General features: G+C 48.0%; 18 protein-coding genes. 17 read left to right on the top strand and 1 reads right to left on the bottom strand.

What is annotated here, in order from left to right:
• Window positions 1–266 precede the first annotated feature (266 nt).
• The 17 genes from CWE11_RS11230 (at window position 267) to CWE11_RS12075 (ending at window position 21,629) form a co-directional block, all read left to right on the top strand.
• Window positions 267–1,334: a glycosyltransferase gene (locus tag CWE11_RS11230; protein WP_126777724.1), complete on the top strand. Its 1,068-nt coding sequence runs from the start codon at window positions 267–269 to the stop codon at window positions 1,332–1,334.
• Between the two features lie 127 nt (window positions 1,335–1,461).
• Entirely contained in the window at window positions 1,462–2,574 is a 1,113-nt protein-coding gene (locus CWE11_RS11225; protein WP_126777723.1) for a glycosyltransferase, read from the top strand.
• Between the two features lie 9 nt (window positions 2,575–2,583).
• Window positions 2,584–3,573: an EpsG family protein gene (locus tag CWE11_RS11220; protein ID WP_126777722.1), complete on the top strand. Its 990-nt coding sequence runs from the start codon at window positions 2,584–2,586 to the stop codon at window positions 3,571–3,573.
• Window positions 3,574–4,704 carry a glycosyltransferase family 4 protein gene (locus tag CWE11_RS11215; RefSeq protein WP_126777721.1) on the top strand — a complete coding sequence of 377 codons (1,131 nt, stop codon included), beginning with the start codon at window positions 3,574–3,576 and terminating at the stop codon, window positions 4,702–4,704.
• Complete coding sequence (locus CWE11_RS11210; RefSeq protein ID WP_198675640.1) at window positions 4,701–5,846, top strand: glycosyltransferase family 4 protein; 1,146 nt, start codon at window positions 4,701–4,703, stop codon at window positions 5,844–5,846. The genes CWE11_RS11215 and CWE11_RS11210 overlap by 4 nt, the downstream gene beginning before the upstream one ends.
• Entirely contained in the window at window positions 5,843–6,871 is a 1,029-nt protein-coding gene (gene galE / locus CWE11_RS11205) for a UDP-glucose 4-epimerase GalE (protein ID WP_126777720.1), read from the top strand. The genes CWE11_RS11210 and galE overlap by 4 nt, the downstream gene beginning before the upstream one ends.
• Before the next feature lie 296 nt (window positions 6,872–7,167).
• Window positions 7,168–8,124, top strand: coding sequence for an NAD-dependent epimerase/dehydratase family protein (locus tag CWE11_RS11200; protein WP_126777719.1), 957 nt, complete (start codon window positions 7,168–7,170; stop codon window positions 8,122–8,124).
• Window positions 8,121–8,678, top strand: a complete 558-nt coding sequence (locus tag CWE11_RS11195; RefSeq protein WP_126777718.1) for a sugar transferase — start codon at window positions 8,121–8,123, stop codon at window positions 8,676–8,678. The genes CWE11_RS11200 and CWE11_RS11195 overlap by 4 nt, the downstream gene beginning before the upstream one ends.
• 6 nt (window positions 8,679–8,684) lie before the next feature.
• Window positions 8,685–10,652 (top strand): polysaccharide biosynthesis protein, encoded by a 1,968-nt coding sequence (locus tag CWE11_RS11190; protein ID WP_126777717.1) that lies wholly within the window; start codon window positions 8,685–8,687, stop codon window positions 10,650–10,652.
• A 24-nt stretch (window positions 10,653–10,676) separates the two neighbouring features.
• The gene (locus tag CWE11_RS11185) at window positions 10,677–13,295 is read left to right on the top strand and encodes an SLBB domain-containing protein (protein WP_126777716.1); all 2,619 of its coding nucleotides are present in this window, start codon (window positions 10,677–10,679) and stop codon (window positions 13,293–13,295) included.
• A 3-nt stretch (window positions 13,296–13,298) separates the two neighbouring features.
• On the top strand, window positions 13,299–14,750 hold the full coding sequence (locus tag CWE11_RS11180; protein WP_126777715.1) for a capsule assembly Wzi family protein: 1,452 nt from the start codon (window positions 13,299–13,301) through the stop codon (window positions 14,748–14,750).
• Between the two features lie 322 nt (window positions 14,751–15,072).
• Entirely contained in the window at window positions 15,073–15,810 is a 738-nt protein-coding gene (locus tag CWE11_RS11175; protein ID WP_126777714.1) for a TIGR04255 family protein, read from the top strand.
• Window positions 15,807–16,328, top strand: coding sequence for a hypothetical protein (locus CWE11_RS11170; protein ID WP_126777713.1), 522 nt, complete (start codon window positions 15,807–15,809; stop codon window positions 16,326–16,328). The genes CWE11_RS11175 and CWE11_RS11170 overlap by 4 nt, the downstream gene beginning before the upstream one ends.
• Window positions 16,329–16,542: 214 nt before the next feature.
• On the top strand, window positions 16,543–16,743 hold the full coding sequence (locus CWE11_RS11165) for a hypothetical protein (protein WP_126777712.1): 201 nt from the start codon (window positions 16,543–16,545) through the stop codon (window positions 16,741–16,743).
• A 473-nt stretch (window positions 16,744–17,216) separates the two neighbouring features.
• Window positions 17,217–17,972, top strand: coding sequence for a YjbF family lipoprotein (locus CWE11_RS11160; protein WP_126777711.1), 756 nt, complete (start codon window positions 17,217–17,219; stop codon window positions 17,970–17,972).
• A 2-nt stretch (window positions 17,973–17,974) separates the two neighbouring features.
• Window positions 17,975–21,199, top strand: a complete 3,225-nt coding sequence (locus CWE11_RS11155; RefSeq protein ID WP_198675639.1) for a YjbH domain-containing protein — start codon at window positions 17,975–17,977, stop codon at window positions 21,197–21,199.
• 130 nt (window positions 21,200–21,329) lie between these two features.
• Entirely contained in the window at window positions 21,330–21,629 is a 300-nt protein-coding gene (locus CWE11_RS12075; RefSeq protein WP_157981352.1) for a hypothetical protein, read from the top strand.
• 109 nt (window positions 21,630–21,738) lie between these two features.
• On the opposite strand, the gene CWE11_RS12110 is transcribed toward CWE11_RS12075, so the two are convergent.
• On the bottom strand, window positions 21,739–21,943 hold a 205-nt coding region (locus tag CWE11_RS12110), incomplete at its 5' end, for a hypothetical protein (protein ID WP_206750189.1).

Raw genomic sequence — 21,943 nt, 5'->3', positions numbered from 1 at the left:
AGCTGCCGATAACTCATGTTGGAACTCACTTTTTTTGGTCGAAAAGTAAGACTACCACATGTCGGTAGCTGACCTCCTTTCGACCTATCCCATTACATGAGTGTTGCGGTTATTATCTGAATTCAGGAAGAATTTGTCCGAGCTTTCTTGACCACTATTTTTTGACTTCTTCTAATATAGTGTGTGTTGCGGCAATAACTGAATTTTGCATTAAAGAAACCAAGCCTTAATCCCCTTTGGGTGTGGTGAAAAAGGAAAAGATATTTGTGAAAATATTATTGTTAGGAGAGTTCAGTGCGTTGCACAAGAACTTAAAAGAAGGTTTAGTTGAATTAGGTCATAAAGTGGTAGTTGCAGCAAGTCGCGACGGTTTTAAAAAAGTTCCAGTTGATATTTCGTTTGATTCAGATTTGCCTGGTATTCTAGGAAAGATTCATCGCAGAGTTAAGCCAATTGCAAGTTTCCCAGAAATGAGGGGGTACGATGTTGTTCAACTTGTCAACCCCTTTATTTTTGAGATGTCTTATTTTCCAAGATATTTTTTTCTTAAAAGTATAGTTGAAGCTAATCACAAGTTCTTTCTACTCGGCGCAGGGACAGATTCTTACTTTTGGCGGTATGGTAGGAAGGCGTTAAAATATGGGCCATTTGATGATTTTTTGAAGTTTGATTTAAAGCAGGGTTCGCATTTTATGGAGTCAGATAAATCCTTTGCTTTTAATAAGAAAATTGTAGATTTGGCCAAGGGCGTCATTCCAATAATGTATGAATATGAAGTTAGTTATGAATCTGAGAAAGAAAAGCGTCTTAATACAATACCAATTCCAATTAATACAGATAAAATTGAATACAAAGAGAATGAGGCTGGAAAAAAAATAACTATTTTTCACGGGCTGAATCGTTATGGCTTTAAAGGCACGCGCCATGTTGAGCAAGCGTTCGAGTATTTATCAAAAAAACACCCTAATGACCTAGAGTTAATTATTGATGGAAAAATTCCATTAAGTGAATATTTAGATGTGATGAAACGTACTAATGTCGTTATTGATCAAATGTATTCCCATTCATTAGGCGTGAATGGTGTTTATGCATTAGCAATGGGGAAGATAGTGATGGGTGGGGCGGAACCGGAGTCCCTAAAATCGTTAGGTGTTGATAGTTCACCTGTGATCAATTTAAAACCAAACGCACAATCTATTATTGATGAAGTGGAAAAGCTATTAGAGAAGCGAACAAAAATCTCAGAGCTGGGCTTTGAGTCAAGACAATTTGCTGAACGCGTGCATGGTCATACAAAAGTTGCGCAGCAATATGTCGAGACATGGAGTAAATAATGTAACCATCCCTTAAAATAGGACCAATGATTTTTTAGTGTGTCCGGGTTTTTTTGATCATTACAACCACTGCAGTATAACCGTAACCGCTATTTAAAAATACAGCAAGCAGGCATGGTAGAAATTAATGCAAAGTTTAGATGGTAAAAAAGTAACGTTTTTAATCAGCTCTCTGGTCGGTGGAGGGGCTGAGGGAGTTTGTGTGAATGTGGCGAATGGCCTGGCTAAGCAAGGCTGGTCTGTTGATTTGGTGGTGCTACATTTAAATAATGCAGCTTATCATGACCGGGTTTCGGATGAGGTGAACTTAGTGGTGTTGGATGTGAGCAATGCGCGTTATGCAGGCCTGCCTTTGTTGAAATACATTCGTCAGCAAAAACCGAAAACCGTTTTAGTGTTTAACTATGAACTCGCTGTGGTCTTAGTGATGCTACGGACTATCTTTCGCTTCAAAACAACTATTATTGCTCGCAATATTAATACGCTTTCGAAAAAACGCAATCAGGCGCAAGGCTTTTGGCGAAAATACGTGGTGAAACCCTTGATTGATGGCTTTTACTGCAAGGTGGACCATGTGATCAATCAGTGCCAAGCGATGCGTGAGGACTTGATTTCTCTATATCCGCAGTTGGCTGAAAAATCGAGTGTGATTTATAACCCGGTTGCCAAGCATATTGAAGATTATGCCAAGTCGAATGACTTGAATCAGGTCGAAAAGCAAGATTGTTTATTGTGCGTCGGGCGTTTAGAAAAGCAAAAAGGCTTTCATTATGCGATAGAAGGTTTTGCACGCGTTGCTGATGATTTTCCTAACCTTAGGCTTAAAATTGTTGGGCAGGGTAGTTTAGAGCAAGAGTTAAAACAATGTGCGGTCGACTTTGGTGTTGCGAATCGAGTGGATTTCGAGGGTTTTCAAAAAGACATGCTTCCTTACTACCTGAACGCAAAAGCAACTGTTTTAACTTCTATATACGAAGGCTTTCCCAACGTCCTGGTTGAGTCAATTACGCTCGGCACACCTGTTATTGCCTTCGACTGCCCAAGTGGTCCAAGCGAGATTATTGAAGATGGTGTGAATGGATATTTGGTTAAATATCAAGATGTTGAGGATTTTAGATCTAAATTAGTGAAGCTTATTAATTTAAGCTTTAATCCATTAGTCATCAATGCTACTGCGAGCAAGAACCGAATTCTAGAGGTGGCGAAAAAATACCAAACATTACTCAGTTCAGTAGGCTGAGGTTTAATTTTGATTTCAGATTATAGAAGAAATAAGAATATTAAAGCGAGTTATAGAATCGGTATTTTATTGCTGTCTTTTTTTTATGCCTATGTTTTGGCTAATTATATTCCAATGGATGGATCAATAAAGGACAGGCTAAATTATCTCGAGTATGCTGGTTCTTCTGAGGTGATAGCTCTTAGATATCTCTCTGACGGTTATCTTGCTTTGGTCGTAAATGAACCCGTTTGGTTGTCAATTAATCTAGTATTAAATCAACTCCTTGATCCGGAGGCGACCCTTAAATTAATTATATTTTTTACTGCTTTTGTCAAAGCATACCTGGTTTTATGTGTTAATCCAAAGTACTTTGCTTTTTTGCTTTTTATCCTGTTCTTTCCACAAGTAATAGGTAAGTCTGTGGTTCATATTAGGCAAGGGCTTGCAATTGGTTTTTTTTTAATGGGGTGGTTTACGCTTTCGAAACCTTGGAAATGGTTTCTGTTTGCATTAAGCCCTCTAATTCATGCTAGTTTCTTCTTTGTGTTATTTCTTTACGGTTTTACGTGGTTATTGAAACAGTTAAGGTTTGCCATTGATTTAAGGACAATCGCTGTTGTGTTGTTAGGTGTGGGTCTAAGTTTAGGTCTCGGATTTCTTGCCGCCATTTTCGGTGCTCGACAAGCTGAAGAATATGAATTCAGTTCAACAGAAGTCAGTGGGTTGGGGTTTTTATTTTGGCTGTGTGTTTTTGTGCTCTATTTGCTTCAGGGGAGACGTTTTGCAAAAGCAAATGCATTCGCAATGACTGCAATTGCGTTCTATTTATCAACGTATTTTCTAATCGAAGTTACGGCGCGAATTTTTGAAAGTATGATCGTTATTGTTTTATTGTCAAGCTTAAGTTTAACTTCATGGCGGAGGAAATTCTTTATAGTATTTATCTCGGGTTTTGTGGGATTGTCTTGGTTATTAAGGATAAATCAACCGTGGCTTGGTTGGGGGGCAGGTTTTTAAATGATAAAGATTGTTCATATCATTTCGAGTCTGGATGATGGTGGAGCAGAAGGTGTTTTGTATCGTCTTTGTAAGTATGACTCCAAACATAAACACGTTGTCATCTCGATGATGCATGAAGGTAAATATGGACCTTTACTCAGAGGCGTAGGGGTTGAAGTTCATTGTTTGAATATGCCGCAATCACGTGTTTCATTGGCTGGTTTGGGGAAGTTATTTAAGTTATTACGAAAGGATAAACCCAATGTGGTTCAAACTTGGATGTACCATGCTGACTTGATTGGGGGCGTGATTTCTAGATTAGCCGGAGTGAAGAATGTTTTTTGGAATGTGAGAAATACTACTTTGGAGCCGGGCAAATCAAAGCGTTCTACGATTTGCGTTGTGAAGGTGTGCGCTTTTGTTTCAGGTCTGATTCCCAAAAAAGTCGTTTATTGCGCCTATGAAGCAAGAGCGGTGCATGAAGCTCTGGGCTATAAAAAGGGTAAAGCTGAAATTATTGGCAACGGCTATGATCTCACTCATTTTTCAATTAATAGTGACGCGCGAGTCGCTTTTCGTAACGAGATTGGGTTGAGTGTTGATGAAAACTTAATTGGTATGGTTGGGCGTTATGATCCACAAAAAGATCATGGAAAGCTAATTGACGCTTTAGGCTTGGTTATAAATGCAGGTTACGACTGCAAATTGGTTTTAATAGGACGGGATTTAGATGCTAATAATCAAACTTTAATAAAGAAAATTGATGATAATAAATTAACGGATAATGTTGTTTTACTCGGTCAGCGTACAGATATTCCCGCGGTTATGAATGGCTTGGATTTGCATGTTTTATCCTCATCTTTTGGTGAAGCTTTTCCCAATGTACTTGCAGAGGCGATGGCATGTGCCACACCTTGTGTATCAACAGAGGTAGGTGATGCAGCTTTAATTGTTGGAGAAACGGGTTGGATTGTGCCGCCAAAGGAGGAGCAAGCCCTAGCCGATACGATCATGCAAGCGCTGGAAGAAAAACAAGCGAATCATCAGGCCTGGTCAGAGCGCAAAGCAAGCTGTCGTAATCGAATTGTAGAGAACTTTAGTATTGAAAGAATGGTTGGCGCGTATTTACAAGTGTGGGCTATCAAGTGAAGAGAATCGTTTTCATATCCCAAAATGTATCGCCAGGTATAGTGATCTTTCGCAAAGACTTTATAGAGTATTTGATTAGACAAGAGTATGAGGTATATGTTTTTGCAATTGACTTTTCGCTAGAGACTCGAGCAATTGTCAAGTCCATGGGGGCTATCCCGATTGACTATACATTAAGCAAAGTGGGTACAAATCCATTTATAGACTTACGTGATACTTGGCGTTTATCTAGGCAATTAAAAAAAATTGCACCGGATGTAGTGTTTAGTTTTTTTGTCAAACCTTCGATTTATGGCACGATTTCCGCCAGATTAGCAGGCGTTAGCCGTTGTATTTCGATGTTAGAGGGACTTGGTTATATCCACACGCCAGCTCGAAATGGTTTTAGTTTAAAAAAGCGTGTATTGCAGCGAATTCATGGTTTTCTGGTGTCTGTTGCCTATGCGTTTGCGGATGTGGTGTTGTTTTTGAACTCGGATGACCCGGTTGATTTAACAAAAAAGGCGTTTTTAAATCAAAGTAAGTTGCAGGTGCTTGGGCCGATTGGTTTGAATTTAGAGAGATATCCTTATCGTGCGGTGGATTTAAAAAAGCCTATCCGGTTTATTTTTATAGCGCGTTTGTTAGCTGAGAAGGGGGTTTTTGAATACCTTGAAGCGGCGCGCTTAGTAAAGGAGCAACATCCGAGTTCCGAGTTTTTGATGTTGGGCGGGCTAGATCCGGATAACCCAGGAGCGCTTTCCAAGCAACAACTTGATGAGGTTATTCAAGAGGGTGTAGTAATTTATCCTGGGCATGTCTCGAATGTACCTGAATGGATAGCCGATTCACATGTGTTTGTTTTACCGTCCTATTATCGCGAGGGGTTTCCCCGCTCCACGCAAGAAGCAATGGCCATTGGGCGAGCAGTAATAACAACCGATGTACCAGGTTGTAAAGAAACTGTTGAAGATGGTGTCAATGGTTTTATTGTGCCGCCGTTTAATGCGCAGGTACTTGCTGAAAAAATGCTGTATTTGATTGAGCATCCAAAAGAGATTCAACGCATGGGTGATGAAGGTCATCGTATGGCCGTCGAGCAGTTTGATGTACAAAAAATTAATCGAGTTTTGGCAAAGATTGTATTGGGGGAAGAAGTTTGATTTTAGTTACAGGCGGGGCCGGTTATATCGGTTCGCATACTAGTGTTGAGCTTTTGGCGGCTGGATACGATTTGGTGGTGTTGGACAACTTGAGCAATTCATCGTCTGAATCTCTCGAGCGAGTGAAGAAAATTTCTAAGAAATCTTTGAGGTTTATCAAGGGAGATATTCGAGATCGTGATTTGTTACGGTCTGTTTTTGAGCGATTTGAGATTGACGCGGTGATTCATTTTGCAGGGTTAAAGGCAGTCGGAGAGTCGGTGGCGAATCCGTTGCGTTATTATAATAATAATGTATCGGGCTCGCTGTCGTTGTTCGAGGTGATGGCCGATTTTGGTTGCAAACGCTTGGTGTTTAGTTCGTCTGCAACGGTTTATGGTGATCCTGCGAGTGTGCCGATTAAGGAGGACTTCCCATTATTAACCACTAATCCTTATGGTGGCTCAAAGTTGATGGTAGAGAATATTTTACGTGACCTGTTTACTAGTGATCAAGACTGGTCAATCAGCTTGCTACGTTACTTTAATCCTGTGGGAGCGCATGAATCTGGATTGATTGGTGAGGACCCTCATGGCATACCAAATAATCTGATGCCGTTTGTATCGCAGGTGGCTATGGGGTTGCTTGAAAAGTTATCGGTGTTTGGTGGTGATTATAATACGGTCGATGGCACAGGCGTGCGCGACTATATTCACGTGGTGGATTTAGCGAAAGGGCATGTGGCGGCGTTGCGCAAGTTAAGCGAATCACCATACTCTGGCGGGTATAACGGCCTGTTAACATTTAATCTAGGCACCGGGCGCGGCTATTCGGTCTTAGAAGTGCTGAAGGCTTTTGAAAAGGCATCAGGTGAACGAGTGCCTTATGAGATTGTGGCACGCAGACCCGGTGATGTCGAGCAATGTTATGCCGACCCGACGTATGCGTTTAAAATGCTGAACTGGAAAGCGGAGCTTGATCTAAATAGGATGTGCGAAGACGCTTGGCGCTGGCAGTTAAAAAACCCTAGAGGATATAATAAATAAAAGTAGCCGAGCCCGCTCTGTAGCTCCCCAGAAAATAAGGCAGTTATAAGTAGTAAATTTATCTAATCAAGTAGTAAACTTATCAAATCTAAAACGAATGACTTTTCTAGGCACAAATCAGGTTTCGCAATCGAGACGTTCTAGAACCGTTAAAAGAGGCACTTACATCCAAATGGCTTTCACCGATCCAACTTGAAAAGTGTATTTTGACTAGCTACCTACTACCTAGCGATAGAACGGAACTGCAGAATAGGACTCTAAATATCCTAACTCGAAGATAGGGAAGAATAGCACTGATGATTAGTTTAGCAATCACGGGAAGCAGTGGTTTCGTTGGCTCTCATTTAATTAGAAGCCTGAGAGATCGCACAGAATCTAAGTATCATATAGCGTGTCTCGCGAGAGAAGACAGAAAGGAAGCAGACGCTTTTATAGCGTTTGATTTATCCTCGGAATTCCAGCTCGAGAGCTTCTTGACTAGCACAGATGTTATTATTCATTGTGCGGCACGCGTTCATCAAATGAGTGAAGGTGCTTTAGCAAGCGATAATCAATATGTTCAAGCGAATGTTGTCGCAACTGCGCGTCTCGCTCAGCAAGCCGCTGCCGCCGGCGCCAAGCGCTTCATTTTCCTTAGCTCTGTGAAAGCCTTGGGCGAATCAACGGCCCCGAACGAAGCGTATCGGTTCGATTCTGCCTATAACCCTCAAGATCCCTATGGCGAATCAAAAGCAGAGGCTGAAAAGGAACTAGTGAAGATAGCTCGGGAGACTGGCATGGAGGTGACCATTATTCGTGCGCCTCTTGTTTATGGGCCTGGCGTAAAAGCAAACTTTGCGTCTTTACTTAAACTGGCTGAAAAGAACCTTCCACTGCCATTGGGTTCAGTAAATAACGCACGAAGCATGGTGGGTATTCAGAATTTAGTTGATTTAATTGTGACTTGTATTGATCACCCAAATGCAGGAAATCAGATTTTTATGGCGAGTGATGGTCACGATGTATCAACGTCGGAGCTACTCAAAGAAATGACACGTGCATTCGGTAAAAAACCTAGACTCCTTCCTTTTCCGATGTCCTTGATGTCTTTCGCGGCACGTTTAGTCGGCAAAGGCGCAATCGCTGATCGCCTTTTTGGCTCACTGCGTGTTGATATCGAGCATACGAAGAAAACGCTCGACTGGGTGCCAAAAGTCTCCTTGCAAGAAGAGTTAGCGCGCTGTGTGGAGTATATGAAAGGACAAGAGAAGTGATTCGTATTTTTGATTTTTTAAGTGCTTTTTTCGGTTTAGTCTTTGGCTTTCCTGTGTTGCTCGTATTGTGGGTTATCGGAGTATTCGATACTGGTTCGCCCCTTTTCAAGCAGGAGCGTGTTGGGAAAAACAAAAAGCCCTTTACCCTGGTAAAATTCCGCACCATGCGCCCGGATACCGCATCCGTTGCAAGCCACCTGGCAGATGCAAACGCCATTACCAAATTCGGCGCTTTTTTAAGAAAAACCAAACTCGACGAACTTCCCCAGCTTTGGAATGTCTTGAAAGGAGAGATGAGCTTGGTAGGACCGCGTCCGTGCTTGTTCAATCAGGAAGAGCTCATTCAAGAACGAGAAGAACGTGGCGTCTTTGCCGTCCGCCCGGGGATTACTGGGCTAGCGCAGGTGAACGAAATTGACATGTCGACGCCCCACCTGCTTGCTGAAACCGATGCAAAGATGATCGCAGAAATGTCGATTTCGCGCTATTTTAAGTACATTCTGCTTACAATAACCGGCAAAGGCAGTGGCGATCGCGTTCGACCGTCAAAATAAAAACTTATGATACGGCATCTAACAACACTTCCACGCAACACCAAACGCGCCATTTCGGTGGGTATTGATATTGTTGCCCTGACATTCTCCTATGCATTTGCGCTGTTCGTGCGTTATGAGCAAGTCTTCATTCCACAAGACGCAGATGTGTATTGGGCATTCTTATTGGCGCTGCCCGTCTCGTTGCTGTTGTTTGTACGGCTTGGTCTGTATCGCGCAGTGGTTCGGTACATGGCGCTATCGGCCCTGTTAGTGATTACGTCGGGTGTACTCACCTCAGCGCTCGTTCTGGCAGCTGCGGTTTGGAGCCTAAATGCCGATGTACCCGCCAGTGTGGTGATAAATTACGCACTCATGTCGCTAGTCCTCGTGGGAGGTCTCCGGTTGTTAATGCGGGCCTTGTACGAGCAAAAAGTAAGTCGTCGCAAGACTCGCGTCATCATCTACGGTGCAGGTTCGGCGGGGCGGCAACTAGCACAATCGCTACTGAATGGGGGAGAATTCCACCCGATCGCGTTTTTAGACGATGATCCAACGTTACAAAACTCAACCATGCTCGGAATTCGGGTGTTCTCTCCAAAACAGATTGAAGAAGTGTTAGAGCATTATGAACCCAAGCTCGTTTTGCTCGCAATTCCAAGTGCAGCACGCTCCCGGCGAAAAGAAATACTGGAGTATCTTGAGCCGTTCAAGGTAACAGTCCAAACCATCCCAGGTATGTCCGATGTGGTCAGCGGCAAGATGCGCATTGATGAACTCCAAGATGTGCGTATTGAGGATTTACTCGGGCGAGATCCGGTTGAACCGCGCAAAAAGCTTATGGAAGTGAACATTCGTGGGAAGGCCGTTTTGGTGACCGGAGCGGGTGGCTCCATTGGAGCCGAGCTATGTCGCCAGATTGTCCAGTACGAACCCTCAATGCTCGTGCTCGTTGAAGTCTCTGAATACAATCTGTATGCCATAGAAAAAGAGCTGCAAGAATACGTTCATCAGCATGAACTGGATGTTCTTATTAAACCGGTCCTCTCGAGCATTCAAAACCAAAACCGCTTGACCCGTACAATGCAGCGCTTTCATATTGAAACGGTGTACCATGCAGCGGCTTACAAACATGTTCCCATGGTCGAGTTCAATATTGTTGAGGGGGTTCGCAATAATATTTTTGGCACCTTCCGCACAGCGCAGGCAGCCATTAGCGCCGGTGTGCAAGATTTTGTTTTGATTTCCACGGATAAAGCCGTGCGCCCCACCAATGTAATGGGCGCCACCAAACGCTTCGCTGAATTAGTGCTGCAAGGCCTCGCTTCTCGCAAAGACCATCAAACGCACTTCTCCATGGTGCGATTTGGCAATGTGCTGGGTTCCTCTGGCTCGGTTGTTCCGCTGTTTCGCCGCCAAATCGCGGAAGGCGGCCCTGTTACCGTGACCCATCCAGATATTACCCGCTACTTTATGACTATCCCCGAGGCCGCACAATTGGTGATTCAAGCCGGTGCGATGGGGAGCATAGCCGCACGCGCAGAAGGCAATAATGGGGGACAGGTGTTTGTCTTGGATATGGGCGAACCGGTTAAAATTGTGGAACTTGCCCAAAAATTGATTCGTTTGATGGGGCTTGAAATTAAAAGCAAAGAGAATCCCCATGGCGACATTGAGATTGTCTACACCGGCCTTCGGCCCGGTGAAAAACTCTATGAAGAATTACTGATCGGTGAGAATGTGCTTGAATCTGAACATAAGCGCATCATGACGGCCCGGGAGTTAAGTTTACCGTGGCGTGAAATCGAATTGTACCTTGAACAGCTCGATACCCTATGCTTTGAGTTCAAAGTGCATGATATCCATACATTACTACAACAAGCCCCATTGGCATTCCAGCCTACCAGTGCCATCTGTGATCTCACGTGGCAGCCCAAATTAAAAACCAAGGTTGCTGACATGCAAGACCTTGATGACGAATTATCAAAAAATTAGCTTTTTAAGTTTCGGGAGACGAGTGTGAAATTCAGCGTGATTCAAACAGGGATCGGATTCCTCTGTGCAGCGACCTTGACCTTGGGCATGGTCGTTTTGCCCATTAGTCCAGCCTCAGCACAAGCCCAACCCAGCCAAGCACAAATAGAGCAGTTTCGCCGCTTGCCCCGTGCCCAACAAGAGGCCCTTGCGCGTCAGTATGGGATCGATCTGAGCTTACTCGAACGGCAAGGGAGTGCGGAGCGTTTGGAAGATCCCGAGACCATTCGTCCCCGTGATGAGCGCGATGAGGAGCGCCGTTCCCGCGAAGCGCGTGGGGAACGCGAAGAACGTGAGAAACGTGAACCCAAAGAACTCAAACCCTTCGGTTATAACATCTTTGCCGGCCAGCCAAGTACCTTTGCGCCAGTGAATAACGCCCCAGTGCCAGGCAACTACCGGATTGGTGCAGGGGATACCATTCTTGTGCAGTTATATGGGCAAGAATCGATCAACCATACCTTGGTGGTGGACCGGGAAGGCCGGATTCACATTCCACGCCTTGGGCCATTGACCGTGGCGGGGCTCAGTTACGACGAGCTTAAAGATTTGGTACGTCATCAAGTCAACACGCGCATGATCGGCATGCAGGTGGCTGTCAGTATGGGTGAGTTGCGCAGCATGCAGATTTTTGTGCTGGGTGAGGCGCATCAACCAGGGGCCTACACGGTGAGTTCGTTGACCACCATTAGTCAGGCCCTTCTGGCCAGCGGCGGCGTGAGTGAAATTGCCTCCTTGCGGAATGTTCAGCTGAAGCGTGCAGGCGAGACGATAGTTGAGTTTGATCTCTACGATCTGCTGATCCGCGGCGATGCAAGCAAAGATCGTCTGTTACAGCCGGGCGATGCGGTGTTTATTCCAAGTCGTGGCCCTATGGTGAAAGTAGACGGTCAAGTCGTTCGCCCAGCCTTGTATGAATTAAAAGCGGGTGAAACCTTAGCCGATGCGTTGCGTTTTGCTGGCGGTCACACCGCAGGTGCTCATTTGCCCGCAGTGCGTGTACAGGGGGTGCGTGACGGACAACGAGCCGTGATGACGTTGAATGCGAGCGCTCAGGGAGCTCAGGCACTGCGCGATGGCGATGAGATTTACGTCCCCCGTGTTGCCGAGGCAGTTGATAACGCCGTCATGGTAAGCGGTGCTGCTACCCGAGGCGGTGCGTTTGAATGGCGCCAAGGGTTACGAATCAATGACATTCTGCGTAGCCCAACCCAAGATTTACTTCCAGAAGCAGATCTTAATTACGGCTTGATTGTGCGCGAGGCGTCCGAGACCTTTGCCCTAAAACTCTACCAATTTGATGTTGCATCCGCCTTACGAGGCGTTCAAGAGCACAACCTAGCTTTGCAACCGCGCGACGAAATTATTATTTTCAGTCGTTTTCAAAGAGAGTCGGATCGGATTCGGGCTGGGTTTGCCAGCGAAGATGAGCGCAAAGAGTTTGAGATGATGCGCGAGCTGCTGCGGGAGCAAAATCGACAGCGTTCTGAGCGCAATCGCGTTCCAGAGTCCGAGTTAGTGATTTATAGCAAGAACTCTCGCTACAAATTACTTGAGCAACTCTCGACACGTATTCGCACCCAAGGCCAAGTCGATGGCACTGGGCGTATGGTCCGAGTGTCGGGTGAAGTTCGCTTCCCTGGTGAATATCCAGTGGTTGAGAACGCCTCGGTCGGTGGTTTTATTGCCGCTGCGGGAGGCTTGCGCGATTCAGCCTATTTAGCGCGCGCAGAAATTACCCGAACCATATTGGAAGATGGGATTGCCAATACCCAGTACGTGCCATTTAACTTGTATGACGCCCTGCTTGGCAGCGCAACTGTGGATGTGAAGCCACGCGATCAAATCAATGTGTTTCGTATCCCAGAGTGGCAGAATTCGGTGGATGTGACCCTCGAAGGGGAAGTGCGTTTTCCAGGGACTTACGCGGTACGCCGCGGTGAAACCTTGCGTGACGTGATTGAGCGAGCCGGTGGATTGACTGATTACGCATTCACGCGCGGCGCTGTGTTTACCCGAGAAGAAATTCGGGAACAAGAGCGGCAGCGATTACAGGCACTTAGCCGGGAACTGCGTCAAGAGATGGCGAGCATTAGCCTCACCGATGGAAGCCCAGTCAACTACGCCGAATTAAGTCAGCTGTTGAATGACTTGGTGGGGACTGAACCCGTCGGTCGTTTGGTCGTGAACCTAGAAGATATTCTTACCGGACGTAGCGACCGGGATATCGAGTTACGCGACGGTGATCGGTTAGTGATTCCGGGGCAGCGCAATACCATTTCCATTATTGGTGAAGTGCAAATGCCATCAACTTATCGATACGATGGCAGCTTGAGCGTGCGAGATTATCTTGAACGGAGCGGTGGGCTGAAGCGCCGTGCTGAGAACCGCGGTATATTTGTGGTTCGCGCCGATGGCTCGGTTGTTCCGTACTCTCAACGGCGCGGGTGGTTTAGTAGCACGAGTCGCGTAGACCTTCAGCCCGGTGATACCATTGTCGTGCCGCTAAATACTTCGTATCAGGACAACTTGCAATTGTGGGCGACCAGTACGCAGATCTTGTATCAAATGGCCGTTGCTATTGCCGCAATTAATAGTATTTAAGCGATGCAGTTGAAAACATCTTTGTTCGTTTTATGTTTGGGGCTTCTGGCCCCAAACCTGTTTCACTCCGCGGCTTATGCAACGCCGTGGGCGGATGCAGAGGACACCAAGCTGCGCCATCATTTGCAGATCCTTGCTGATGCGGGTTTGATTCAATTCTCCAGTACCACTTACCCACTTTTATGGGGTGCGTTCTTAGAAAATCTCTCACAAACCGATCCCCGGCAACTAGAACCCCGTAGCCAAGAGGCGTATCACTATGTGATGGCGGTGCTCGATTTTCATCAAAGTGGTGGCTACACCGGCGGCCGAATCTCAGGACAAAGTGAGCTGGGTGCGGAGCGTGGGTTTGGTCAGGATTTGGCTGAGAAAGCGGCACTGACCCTCACTCGCGACTTCAAGTCAGACCATTCGGCGTTTCGGCTACAAACCTCTTTTCGACGCAGTCGTGAGGCTTTACCGGGGCGCGCGCGTGATCCTGAGTCCATCAGTTTTGTCGGGTCCTATGCGGCAACAATTGTAAGTCATGACGTGCTGGGGAGCTGGGTGTTGTCGGCGGACCAACTAACAACTTGGTGGTCGCCAAGCTACGAGAACGATGGCATGCACACCCGCTCCGAGCAGCCGCTCCAGGCCTTACGGCTCACACGAGCAGGGGCAGCTCCCTTCGATGTAGCGGGACTTCGGTGGTTCGGGCCATGGAGCGCAACTGCTTATGTGGGGCGGAGCGCACGGTCCTTGGGTATTGATGGTAACCAAGGCATGTTCCGTAACGGCGTGTTGAGTAATGGTAGCCAACGCACTGCGTTGGGCACTAATACCGAAATGACCAGCGTTGATTCTGAATCTTTCCGCCGCGAAGAAGCCTTCGGCGCACGGCTCACGGTGAACCCACTGCCTTATATCGAGCTCGGCGCGCGCTTTACCGGCGCTCACCTTGAGCGCACCCAAAAGAACGCGGCGTTAGATGCGCGTGTGACGGTTTTCTCTGGGCCAGCAGCGTCACTCAGTGTTTATGGCGAGGTGATTTCGCATCGTTCCGATCTTGACGAAACCTTTCATACGATCGGAGCTGACGTGCAGTTTTCTTCAGGGTTGTTCTCTTGGTTCTCAGGCCAGCCTCAAAGTGCCGCGCGAGTGTTTGTGGAGCGCCTAGAGCATGTTGATCGAGAGGGCATGGCCATTGGTTTTTGGCAGTTTACTCCGGCCGGCTATGGGCTAGATGTTCGGGTGCGGGAGTATGAACGGAATGCGTGGGCCGGTGTTCGGATTCCACAACGGGATTATCATCGCCGTCAGCAATTCGATTTAAGCGTTTACATTCCCTTAAGTAACAGTCGGGTTGTGACCGGTGTAAACTACTGGCGAGACACCCCGAACCAGTCGGGGCTTACCAATCAAGGACAGCGCGACAACACGTTTAATATATTTTTGGATTGGGAAGTTCGGTGGTAACCAACGCGCGTTCCGTAACGGCGCGTAGGGTGGTGTGATTTGTGGGCCCAACGCGTTGCGTTGGCTACCGTGATTTGTGGGCCCAACGGATTGCGTTGGTTACCGTGATTCGTGGGCCCAACGCGTTGCGTTGGCTACCGTGATTTGTGAACCCAACGCGTTGCGTTTGTTACCGTGATTTGTGGGCCCAACGCGGTGCGTTGGTTACCGTAGCCAACGCAATGCGTTGGGCATACGTGCGCGATGACGTATGAATTTTGTTTGGACTACCATGGCCATCTATAATCGACGATAGACTTGCTGACTAAGGAATGGATAAGGCGTGACACTTCACTTTAAAAAGGCCCCAGCACGCGAGGCGATTCTTGAATTCAAATTCGAAGATAGCCTTTCCAACGAGCAACTGACGGCTCTAAAAACATCACTCGAGACTCACTTCGATAACGTGAAACCCATAAGCAAGGGTTTCGTTCAACTGAAGTTTGAAGGACGCACGGTGAGCACCCAACAATCGGACAGCATTGATGGGTTTAAAGTGAACCTTTCTAATGGGGCGGAGTTTCAATGCCTGAGTGATCACATTTTCTGGAGCAAATGCGCACCGTACGAAAATTGGGAAGACCTGACTGAACCGGGTCTTTCGGTTTGGGAGCATGTACTAGAGTTCTATCCGTTTCAACGTCTAAAGAGTGTGACTGTCCGTTTTGTTAATGAACTTGTCATTGAATTTGACGAAACAGGTCGCGTGAATTTGGATGATTATCTGACTGTGATACCGAAAGCCCCGCCGAGATCAGATCTTGTCGGTGAAAACTTTTTTTCGCGCTCTTCGTACTTCAATAAAACCAAATCTCTGCACGTCGGTATCGCTGTAGGTCTTAAAGAAAGGACCAAAGAAAAGTTACTAGTAGTTTTAGATATTGTCGTGACTCGAAACGCAAGGTCCGGATTTATCGGCAGCAGACGGGAACTTGCCTCCCTGCTAGAACTCTTAAGAGATGAGAAAAACGAAACATTTATAAGTTGTCTTACTAAACACATGTTGGAGCAACTCGAATGACGGTATTCGCCCTTGGACAGTCTGACGTTGATTCTCGGTCTTGTTTTTTTTACCAAGATAACGAGCTCTTCGAGCGATTCCTTGACGATGTGCCACGAGAGCGCCTCGAGCATACGCGCACTGGAATCTTGTATGATGTACCTTCGCAAATCTGGCGGCTCGGAACAGAGCGTTCACTGGTGGACGAAGTGATAGAGCTTGTGAAGCGCATGGACGAAGAGCTTGAGGATGATTCAATTTCAATTGATGAGGTTCTTCGAGCACTTCAGATTTTGTATGAAATGCTGCAAAAAAAGCCATTCTCTACATTTAGAATACCAGAGCTGGGAGTGGATCGAGATGGTGAGATCTCAAGCACATGGATGCGAGGGGATGGTGCGTCCTTCTCGATCAGTGTGAGCAGTGAAGGTCGCGTCTCTTACGCAGCTTATGACCCTGAAGGTTCAAAATATTTCGGAATAGGGAAGAATACCGATGATTATAGCTTTATGGAAGCGACTCTTCGGGCGTTTGCTTAACGCCTCAATTCCGCATATCCAACCTGACGAGATCTGCCGAAGGTTTTTGTTTTCGGAAAGTGAATTCTCGAGCACTCAGGTAAAACATAAGGCTTTTGAACCAAACAAACGAACGAATAACACGTCCGTTTTTTTGTACTCACGTTTTAAGCCTGCCGATTTTGCATCCATTTTGCGCAAAGTCGAAAAAAAACGCGGTAAGGATTGTAAGCGTGTGTGCGAATTCTTTGCGGGTGCTGTGCTTGAAACGCAAAAAGAGGTGAAGGATATGCCAGGCGGCCACTTGAACCTGCGACTCGAGCTCGATGAGACAGACCACAAACATCACGCAAATATTGAGGGGTGGGCCCCTGAGAATAAGGCACTAACCAAGTTCATTTGTCAGTCACTTGCAGCTAAAGCGAGGCTCGTGTAACCAGCGCCTGCTCAGCAACAACGTTGCGTGTGGGGCCCAACGCGTTGCGTTGGCTACCGTGATTTGTGAACCCAACGCGGTGCGTTGGCTACCGTGATTTGTGGGCCCAACGCGTTGCGTTGGCTACCGTGATTCGTGGGCCCAACGCGGTGCGTTGGCTACCGTGATTCGCGGGCCCAACGCGTTGCGTTGGCTACCGTGATTCGTGGGCCCAACGCGTTGCGTTGGCTACCGTGATTTGTGGGCCCAACGCGTTGCGTTGGTTACCGTGATTTGTGAACCCAACGCGGTGCGTTGGTTACCGTGATTTGTGAACCCAACGCGGTGCGTTGGCTACCGTGATTCGTGGGCCCAACGCGTTGCGTTGGCTACCGTGATTTGTGGGCCCAACGCGGTGCGTTGGTTACCGTAGCCAACGCACTGCGTTGGGCGCCCTGATCCGATGGCGAAATAATAAACAAGGACAAGAATTTATGAAATTGCTTCGCGCTGCCTTCTCGCAGCGAGTTATGAAAGTTGCAGTTGTTCCCCTTCTACTCACAGGGCTTCTAGTCGGTTGCAGTGGCGTCCATCAAGATATTCGTGAAACCTTTCGCTATGTGTTTACCAGCGGTGAAGACTTCGAACTGACACCGGAGCAAATTGCTGACTTTCCTTACACAGGCATTTATGTTCGACGCGGGAACGGGCCTCAGAATTTTGTTGTACTGGGGTTCATAGAACAACTGAGCGCACAAGGTCAGACCGTAAGCCAATTACATTGGGTAACAAGTGATGAAATTACCCTCGTGACAGAGCACGGCCGCTTGGTTCGTACGGTTGGTTTGGCTCGCGCTGAACAGCAGCCTGTACTTGGCTCAATTGATTTGCATGCGACATCCAATCGAAGCGCTGATCCGTTGCGCTGTCTTGTGACGGCCCCGCAGGGGTGCCCGACCGCATGGGAACGCGAGGTGGATTACACTACGAGCAGCCAAAGCAAGTCTTCGCGCGTGAGCTCGCAATTTGAAACCGTGGCTAACGTGATGGTTGAGCTGCCGACCCGTATGGTCGAGACCACACACATTATCGAGCGAGGCCGTTTCCATGCCACGGGCGAGCGTTTTGTGAATGAATTTTGGGCTGAGCCTGACGGACACGTTGTGAAAAGTAAGCAAACATTTATGCCGGGCGAGGCCCCTCTGGCGATAACTCAAGTGAAATGGATCGGACGCGAGGAGCAGGAATGAACATGCGGTTGAATGCAATTACCCTCGGTATCCTCTTTGCGCCCATCTTCTCCCTTGCGGGAACCGCGCTTGCGCTTGAGTCGGATGCATCTCAAAGTGGAACGAATGTGAATGGCCAGTATCGCCAACCGGCCAATATCGCCGATGATGTAACTCCGATTCCACGTGCGAAACAGATCACGCTGGAGCTCCAGGCATCGTTGCGCTTGGATGCTTTTTTAGATTTTGCGCTGGCGCAATTTGCCGCGCAAGGGCAACCCCTTGAAGATGTCTACTGGCCGAATGCACGCTTAGTTTTTAACGATAGAGCGGCACAAGCGGAAGCTGCGCGCTCGCGGGTCTTAGCTGATTTAGATGCCATCGCGCGTACGCAGCCCGAGATAGCAGCGCCATTGGCCCGCCAAATTCAGCAGTGGCAGCTTGGGGCTCAGCCTTATGGGGAGCTGTCATTGGAGCGGGCACGTCTTCGGAATGATTCAAACCCATTGATTCCAGCGGGAAGCTATACCTTATATCTGCCCACCCGTGGGAAGCATATCGCTGTGTATGGGCTGGTGGAGTCTGCAGGATTGATGCCTTTTGAGGCCGGCCAAAGTGTTCGAGGCTATTTAGCAAGTTTGCAGCAGCAAAACTTGCTGCTCGATGGGGCTGATCGCGATCACGCCACCTTGGTTCGCAACACTGAGGTTCGTTCTCATGTTCCTTGGGGACCGCATAACGCCACGCAAGTTGAACTCCAGCCGGGCGATATGGTGTGGCTTGGGCCACGAGAAGCGTCGGCGTATGGCATCATGCCCGTCGGTGTGCTGGGGCATGCGCTCCACCGAGAGGCTAGAAAAGCCGCCCCCAATTTTGACGAGAACCTAGCGTCTTTGCTGTCTTACTTCGTGTATGACCGCTCTGGCGCTCAAGTTCAAACGCAGCGCACGGATTCTGCTGGATATGCAGATCGCTTACGTCGCGCCACTCAGCGATACAGCGCGTCAGGCAGCTGGCAATCTGAGCAGATGGATTCCGCCGCAGGCGCCTATTCTGATACGCGTCGCCGAGTGACCACCGGAAATTACGGACAAGCTGGCTTGATTCAAATGCCTACGGCCCGCATGGGCGAGCCAGGCGAGCTGACCCTGTCTTATAATGACATGGATATTTACCGCCGTTACACGGTGAATTTACAGTTATTTGATTGGCTGGAAACCAGCGCTTTTTATGTGCGAGTGCCCAACCGGCTGTACAGTAACGTTCCAAGCTTTAGTGGTGACCAGATCCTTACGGATAAGGGCTTTGATGTAAAAGTCCGCTTGTGGGAAGAAAGTTACTATCTGCCCGAAGTAGCCGTGGGACTTCGTGATTTCGCTGGAACGGGTTTGTTTGATGGCGAATTTATTGTCGCGAACAAAGCATGGGGCCCCCTTGATTTTACCTTGGGTGTGGGGTTTGGGCGCTTGGGAACGCGGGATCAGTTTAAGAATCCGCTGTGCCACGCGGCTGATCGTTTTTGTGATAGGCCAACGGCAACGAGTGGACGCGGTGGACAATTTGAGTATGGGCGCTGGTTCCGAGGGCCGACCGCTATGTTCGGTGGGGTGGAGTATCAAACCCCGTGGCAACCGCTGCGCTTAAAACTTGAATATGAATCGAACGATTATTCGACGGACCGTGCGGGAATTGACATTGAACCGCGCACGCCTTGGAATTTTGGTCTGAATTATCAACTGAATAATGCGATTGATTTGCGTTTGGGCTACGAGCGAGGGGATACCCTCTCATTCGGTTTTACCTTGCGAACCAACTTTAATCAGCTCCAACAGGTGAAGATCAACCCAACACCCGTCGCGCCGCAAGAGCCCAAAGTCACGACGATTGAGGAAGTGAACTGGCCTGCCGTGCGTCGTCAACTGCGACAACACTTCACCTACAGCGGCACCCACTTCTACGCTTACGAAGAAGGTAACCAACCAACGTCGTCGGACACGAACGGTAGCCAACGCACTGCGTTGGGCGCTCTGGGCGACACCACCGCTGGTAGCCAACGCACTGCGTTGGGCGCTCAGACCGACACCACCGCTGGAACCCCCGACACCGTTGCGCTCTATACATATCCATGGCGCCAACGGGAACCGCGCGAAAAACTCGATCGCACGGCGCGCATTCTTGCCGCCGAGCTTCCGGAGCATATCACGCGCCTTGAAATTACCGAGCAGGTCTACAACCGACCGCTGGCAACCTTTGAACTGGATCTAAGCGAATACCGCCGCCAGCTCAATTACGAAGATCCTGACGTCAACCCACAGGATGCGTGGCAAGGATTTACCCGTGTTGAGCCGGGCCCACGACCTGATATCGATTCCGAGGGTTGGCAGGAGACTTATAGCCCATACCGTGGCCGACCGTCGTATGGATGGAGCCCGCACATTCAGCAGAGCTTCGGCTCACCGGAAACCTTTTATTTTTACCAACTCTACGTGTCGCTCTTCGGGCATTGGCAGTTCAATGAAAATTGGGGCGTGGTTGGTGATGTGGGTGTAAATATTCACAATAACTATGACCGCTTCAATTTCACCGTGGACGGTCAACCGAGTCCGCTGCCGCGCGTGCGCACGCTGGTTCGTGAGTATATGTTGCAAGATGTTTGGTTGAACCGTATTCAATTGAACTACTTCCAGCAGTTGAACAATGATTGGTATGCGCTGGCTTACGGTGGCGTGCTTGAGCGGATGTACAGTGGTGTTGGGGGCGAGGTCTTATATCGCCCATTGGACAGCACTTGGGCATTTGGACTCGATGTTAACCGCGTGCGTCAGCGAGATTTTAGTGGCGCGTTCGGCTTACGTGATTATGAGGTGACCACCGGGCATTTCTCTGTTTATTACGACATTGGACGTGATTTCTCTTTCCTTGAGGACAGCTTGTTAACATTGAACTTTGGACAGTTCCTGGCAGGCGATCGTGGGGTGAATATTACTTATCAGCGTCGTTTTGATAGCAGTCTCACGGTTGGTGCCTACGCGGCCTTTACCAATGTCTCATCACGAGATTATGGGGAAGGCTCGTTTACCAAAGGGTTCTTTATTTCGATACCGTTCGATCTGTTCTCGGTGCGTCCAACCCGAACACGCGGCACATTTGGCTGGACACCAATCTATCGCGACGGCGGCCACATGTTGAATCGTCGGATGCAATTGCACTCGATTACAGAAAATCGCGCGCCTTTCTATAACAGATAGCGCGCTAATCTAGGAAATATAACGATTTCCTTACAAAGTTTAACTTGATTTTCACGGTCAATTTGAGACCATTAAGCTTGGGTGTGTAGGACACACACCCGATACATGTATCGATAGAAGGAAATTCATCATGAAAAAGACAGCTATTGCATTACTGTCAGTTTTGTCACTTGCGGCGGGCTCGGCCATGGCCCAAGGCGATGAAGGCGCCGCTGGCCAAGGCGCTGCCGGAGCTGGTGCAGGTGGTGTAGGTGCAGCGGGTGCTGCAGGTGCAGTTGCAAGCGTCGCAATTTTGGTTGCAGCGGTTGCTCCAAGCACTGAAGACCCGCAGGACGAGATCACGGAGCCAACTACGCCTCCGACGACTCCTCCAACAACGCCACCAACAGTACCACCAACAACGCCGACGACTACGACGGTAACCAACTAAGGTTGGAAAAAAATTCTCTTGTGAGAATGGTGTGAAAGTTTAAGCCGCGCAGAAATGCGCGGCTTTTTTTGTGCGCGCATATTGCTTTTTTTTCAAAAGTGGAGGAAATTTAAGCAGTCGAAAGATACTTTTCCGGCAGACTGCTTTGATGCACCTTGGCCAAAAACTCGAGTCCGCTTGAGTTTTGGTAAGCGTAACGCCAACCACACCTATTCAGCCATAATTTGAAGCCGTAGGCTACCACCGATTCTAATTGATAAGGTGTTAGCATGATGAGCCAAACATATCGAACCCGTGAGGAATGGCGAGCGCTG

The organism is Aliidiomarina sanyensis, from assembly GCF_003987175.1.
GTDB classification, from domain to species: domain Bacteria; phylum Pseudomonadota; class Gammaproteobacteria; order Enterobacterales; family Alteromonadaceae; genus Aliidiomarina; species Aliidiomarina sanyensis.
The sequence above is the reverse complement of the archived record's forward strand: the minus strand, read 5'-3'. Positions and strand labels throughout refer to the sequence as shown.